This window comes from Flectobacillus sp. (assembly GCF_049240685.1).
Classification (GTDB): Bacteria; Bacteroidota; Bacteroidia; order Cytophagales; family Spirosomataceae; genus Flectobacillus.
This window is the reverse complement of the sequence record NZ_JBMLSD010000398.1, coordinates 1-5,793: the sequence shown is the minus strand read 5'-3', so window position 1 is coordinate 5,793 and position 5,793 is coordinate 1. Positions and strand designations below refer to the sequence as shown.

Annotated in this window: 3 protein-coding genes; 2 read left to right on the top strand and 1 reads right to left on the bottom strand. The window is 35.4% G+C overall.

Annotated elements, in window-relative coordinates; genetic code table 11:
* Nucleotides 1-339: 339 nt before the first annotated feature.
* Nucleotides 340-2,205 (bottom strand): WG repeat-containing protein, encoded by a 1,866-nt coding sequence (locus ACOVQ4_RS18050; protein ID WP_421822013.1) that lies wholly within the window; start codon nt 2,203-2,205, stop codon nt 340-342.
* A gap of 429 nt (nt 2,206-2,634) precedes the next feature.
* On the opposite strand from ACOVQ4_RS18050, the gene fabG reads away from it, so the two are divergent.
* Nucleotides 2,635-3,381, top strand: a complete 747-nt coding sequence (fabG, locus tag ACOVQ4_RS18045; protein WP_421822012.1) for a 3-oxoacyl-[acyl-carrier-protein] reductase — start codon at nt 2,635-2,637, stop codon at nt 3,379-3,381.
* Nucleotides 3,382-3,634: 253 nt separating this feature from the next.
* The gene (locus tag ACOVQ4_RS18040) at nt 3,635-5,719 is read left to right on the top strand and encodes a VWA domain-containing protein (protein ID WP_421822011.1); all 2,085 of its coding nucleotides are present in this window, start codon (nt 3,635-3,637) and stop codon (nt 5,717-5,719) included.
* The last annotated feature ends 74 nt before the right edge of the window (nt 5,720-5,793 follow it).

Below are 5,793 nucleotides of genomic sequence, written 5' to 3'. Positions count from 1 at the left end.
TTAAAATTTAGATTCTCCCAGTAGAGACGCAATGCTTGCGTCTCTATGCTTGCGTCTCAAACCAAGTAAATCCAGCATAATAGCCTCAAAAAAGGGGTCGGGATATATTTCCCGACCCCTTTTTTATGAAAATTATCAAAGATAATCCCATTCTTAAAATTTGGGATGACTCATGTTTGATGCTACCATCCTAGATATGAATGCTTAAGACGCAATCATTGCGTCTCTACTGATGGAATACAAATTTTTACATAATCACTTGTTTACTAAATCTGTCAATCACTAAATTCTGGATGATTTATGTTTCATTATTTAGTTCACAAGCCTTTCAGAATGAGCTTATTCCTTATTGACTTTACTTCTTACTTCATCAAATTTTGCACAATTACTCAAACAATCTCCTTGTTTATTAAGCTTAAATTTGTTTTGGCTACTATCTGTAAGATCATAGTTTCCTGCGGAGTCTATACTTACTGTGCTAAAAATACATGGGGCAACTTTTGCATTAAATTTATTGATTAGACCCACTTGATTTACACCTTTTGAAGCTACAGCAAGTCCATTACTAAATGGCTCGAGCGACTGGTATTCTGGATTAACCTGAATTTTACCTTTTGCATCCACATAACCATATTTACCTGCTGTATTTTGTACTAAGAAATAATCTTCTTTCGACGGGGCAAAAGTTTTGAATTGACACTTTGTGATATATCTTCCTGACACTTCCAAAGTGCCCCATAATCCATCTAATTTCACAAAGAGAATTTGTCCTTGATTTGTTGGTTGAATAGCTTCAAAAGCTTCAGGCGTTATTACTTTAAAATCATCCTCTCTCACTAAAATAATCTTCATGTTTTTGCCTTTATCGTCAGCTCTGAATGTTTTGATTACATTCATATTCTGAATCGTGGAGTCAGTTACTGCATAATTGATTTTTCCTGCATCAGGATATTTGGTTACAGGCTGTACGATAATCCCTCCGTTTACATCAATCACCTTATCTGCTTTACAAGTACCAATTTTACTTCCTTTGGCATCTAAGTTACAACTCACCACCTCCTTTACGACCAATAGTCCTTTTTTGTTTATTTTGCCAACGGCCTCATAGATGATAGGAATTACTTCTTTTCCTTGAAGGTTGATAAAGCCAAATTTGACTCCTTTTCCATCAACTACCTTGCTAACAGGAATAAGGTCAAATTCGCCTAAACTACCGATTGAGGTAAACTGAGGCGTAATAATAGTTTGAAAATCTTTGTTGATTAAGCCTAGTAGATTATTATCATCTTGCACAATTGCCAAGCCCCTAGAATCGAAATCACTGATTGCTTTGAAAGACTTACTAACCTGTAGGTTATTTGAATTAAAAACTTGCTGTTTATTTTCTTCAATTCCCTTGATAAAACCTTGTGTATCTACATCAGTAAGTATGCCATATTCAGGCTTGAGCAAAATGTCTCCATTGATGGTTGCGACGCCGAATTTTTCTCCCACTTTAATCTTCATTAGACCTTCTTTACCAATAGGCGCAATCAAATCAAAAATAGGTACAGGAGGTTTTTTATCCCCTAATTTCATGATTCCCCATTTGTTGTTGAGTTTTACTGCCAAACTTGTTGGGCTAATCATCGTCATTTCATCATAAAATGGAGAAAGGTAAGTTCCTGTCTTATCAAACGAGTTGTCGATAATAGAATATTTTCCACTGGCGATTTTAACCATGCTAAAACCATTAGAAAGGGCTTTGGCAGCAACAATATTCTCAAATACATCGCTTTCAACGCCATTGTTATCCACAAAAAACCAGTTGTATTTTTTTACTAAGGCTTTTCCGAAATTAAAAGGCTCAGCCTCTTCATATTGTGCTGGAATATATTCTTCTCCACAAAGGTTCAAAAAGCCCCAAACTTGGTCTTTTTTGATACGAGCCATTCCTTCACGATAATTTTCAACAAAACCATATCTGACATTGCTTCTCAACCGGTCTAAGGGAAATGCTTCAATGCTTTTGCCATCTAAATCTGTTGTTCTTTCGAGCGCAACCCCTGATTTATTATTGAAGCACATAAGGGCATTGGCATTTTTACTGCCATCCTTATTTTGTGCTTCGGCCGATAAAGCAAAAAAGGCCATAAGTAGCGTCAAAAATCGGGATAGTGGGTATCTATTTAATTGTGACTTTTTTGATACAAAATAAGTTTTCATAAGAATGTCTTATACAAAAGCAAGGTATAAATAAAAAGTTTGTTTGATTAATTATGATAAAATCGCACACATTTCATGCCATTGTGCCCAATAGCAATATTTATCTGGGATACTTTATGTGCATCGAAGAAAATACTGTGGTTATTTAATAAATGTTGGTGCGGTTTAAAAAGAGAAATGTTAAAAAACAATAGCTGAGTGAAGTAAACGGCGGTCTTATAAATTTCAAAAATAAAAGTTTTTACTATATTTTACAATAAAAACATCTTCAAATCTAAACGAGCTTCTCTGCCCAAAGTCACCTTATTCTATTGATTTATTTTGTCATCTTAGTTGGTTCTGCTATTTTTGGGATTCAAAAACTTGAATGGGCTTGGCAGTCTGATATTTGTCGGAAAACATTCATTTTCATTAAATTTTTCAACAACAATGGGTTTACTAGAAAATAAAGTAGCTTTAGTAACTGGAGCTTCAAGAGGTATCGGACGAGCAATCGCTACTCGTTTTGCTCAAGAAGGTGCTCAGGTAGCTTTTACGTATTTGTCATCAGTAGAAAAAGGTCAGGCTTTAGAAGCTGAATTGGCCGCTTTGGGAATCAAAGCAAAGGGGTATCGTTCTGATGCTTCTGACTATCAACAAGCTGAAGATTTGATGAATCAAGTTGTTGCTGACTTCGGTAAAATCGATGTATTGGTAAACAACGCTGGTATCACAAAAGATGGTTTGTTGATGCGTATGACCGAAGAACAATGGGATACTGTAATTCAAGTAAACTTGAAGTCAGTATTTAACTTGACAAAAGCAGCTACAAAACCGATGATGAAAGCCAAGTCTGGTTCTATTATCAATCTTACTTCTGTAGTGGGTTTGCGTGGTAATGCTGGTCAAGCAAACTATGCGGCCTCTAAAGCTGGTATTATCGGTTTTACAAAATCGGTAGCTTTGGAATTAGGTTCTCGTAATATTCGTTCAAATGCAATTGCCCCTGGTTTTATCGAGACCGAAATGACAGGTGAGTTGAATGAAGCAGCTACTGAAGAATGGAAGAAATCAATTCCTTTGAAACGTGGGGGTCAAGCTGAAGAAGTGGCAGACGCTTGCGTATTCTTGGGCTCAGATATGTCTCGCTATATCACTGGCCAAGTATTACAAGTAGACGGTGGTATGTTGACCTAGGAAAAGCGTCTTTTCAAAAAAAGAGCAATAGATTTTCAATTTTGAACGTCTGTTGCTCTTTTTGTTTATACCTAAATACAATTTATCCTTTGCAAAATCTTCCTTTTTAGGTTATTTTGAGTAAAATATCATTTGTGGAACGTCGTTTGCTTGATAGACGTAATACTTTTCCTATTCTTTAATATGTGGTCAAATGACTGAGGCTCGTTGTTTGCTAACGGACATTGTGAGTTTTGCCTAGTACTTTGTTTCTATGAAATTCGACTTTTTATTTCAATCATCTCCTTGGTTTATTTTGCTCTGCTTGTTGGCAGGGGCGATTTATGCATTTGTTTTATACCAAATTTCTCCAACGCCTTGGAGCAAAAATACCAATCGCTTACTGGCGGCTTCTCGCTTTATTGCCGTAAGTTTGATTGCTTTGTTGCTCCTTAATTTCTTGATTCGCCAAATATCCCAGTCTGTTCAAAAACGAACTTTAGTGTTAGCTATTGATAATTCGCAATCGATGGGACTTACGAATAAGCAAACTTTGAATGGAGTCCTTTCTCAATTAGCATCTTTGAAAGAAAAATTACAGGAAGAAGATTTTGAGATTTCTTGGACAACATTGGACGGACAAAATCCAGAAAAGGCAACAGATATTCAGTTTAATCAAAAAAGTACGAACCTTTCCAGTTTGCTATCTGGAATCAAAAATGCACAAGAGGGAAATAATCTTTCTGATGTGGTGCTATTGTCTGATGGTATTGTCAACGAAGGTATTAACCCAAGTAGCGAAAAGTTTACATTTACTATCCATTCGATTGGGCTTGGTGATACGATTCCGAAAAAAGATATAGCCGTAAAATCGGTCTATGCTAATAAAATTGCTTATCTAGGAAATAAATTTCCTGTGCAAGCAGATATTAGTTCTTATGGGTTTCAGGGAAAAACAGCCAGTGTTTATTTAAAACAAGGGGGGAAAGTTTTAGAGAAACAAGTCATTAATTTTCAACAAAAAGATGATCTCAAAACAGTTACTTTCAATGCGCTAGCTTCGCAGAAAGGAGTACAACATTTTGTGATTCAGGTAGATGTGCTTGGCGGGGAGTTTAGTAGTAAAAACAATCAACAAGATGTCTATGTTGAGGTAATTGATGGAAAAGAAAAGGTTTTGTTGATGGCATTAGCTCCACATCCAGATATCAAGGCTATCAAAAGTATGTTAGATAAAAACGAGAATTTTGAAATAGATGTCAAAATTTTGACCGAAAATCCATTTCCAGATTTATCAAACAAAAACTATGATGTATTGATATTACATCAGTTGCCAGATTATTTCAATTCTTATTCAAATATCTATAAACCATTACTTGATAAAGGAATACCAACGTTGTTTGTGCTAGGAAACCAAACGGGAACTAGCTACCTCAATCAGTTGAATCAAGTAATGCGTATCAATTCTCAAGCAGGTCAGACCGACAAAGTAACTGGCTATTATAACGGTAATTTTAAATCGCTCAACTTTGAAGCTGAGTCTTTGGACTTAATCAAACAATTCCCACAGGTTTCGGTGCCTTTTGGTGATATTACACTTTTGCCAAATTCGGAAGTAATTCTTTATCAGAAAATAGGTTCATTACAAACACAGAAGCCTTTATTTGCTATAAACTCTGGGCCTAAAAAATCTGCTATTTTTGCTGGAGAGGGTATTTGGACTTGGCGTTTAGAGGAATTTGATTTGACCGAAAAGCAAGAGCTAATCGATGATATTTTCTTAAAAGTGGTACAATTCCTATCTGCTAAAGACGATAAACGAAAATTGAGAGTATATCCGATTTCAAACGAATTTTTGTTAAGCGATAAAGTCGTTTTCGAAACAGAGATATACAATGGCATTTATGAAAAAATGTATAATATCCCTGTAGCACTCGAATTAAAAGATGAAAAGGGTCGTGTTAGAAAATATAATTATACACCATCTGCTGATAACTCGAAGTTTGAAATTAGTGCCTTGCCTGCGGGCGTGTATCAGTACAAAGCCAATGCAAGTGTGTTGGGCAAAAACGAACAAAGCACAGGTGAATTTATTGTAAAAGATTTACAAGTAGAATTAAGTAATACTACAGCAGATTTTGATTTGCTAAGACAATTATCAGCACAAACAGGAGGGAAGTTTTTATCAGCAAGTCAGCTTTCACAGCTTGAAAAACAAATTTTAGCGCACAAAGCCCCAGAAAAAATTGAAGCCAACGAAGACCTTAAAGAGTTTATAAATCTCAAATGGGTATTCTTCTTAATTATTGCATTGCTCACTGCTGAATGGGTTGTTAGGAAGTATATGGGAGGGTATTAGGTTAATAATGAGGATGATTCGTTTCACAATTGTAATAATATTTGTTCGTTTTCTATATGATAATTGTATATTTA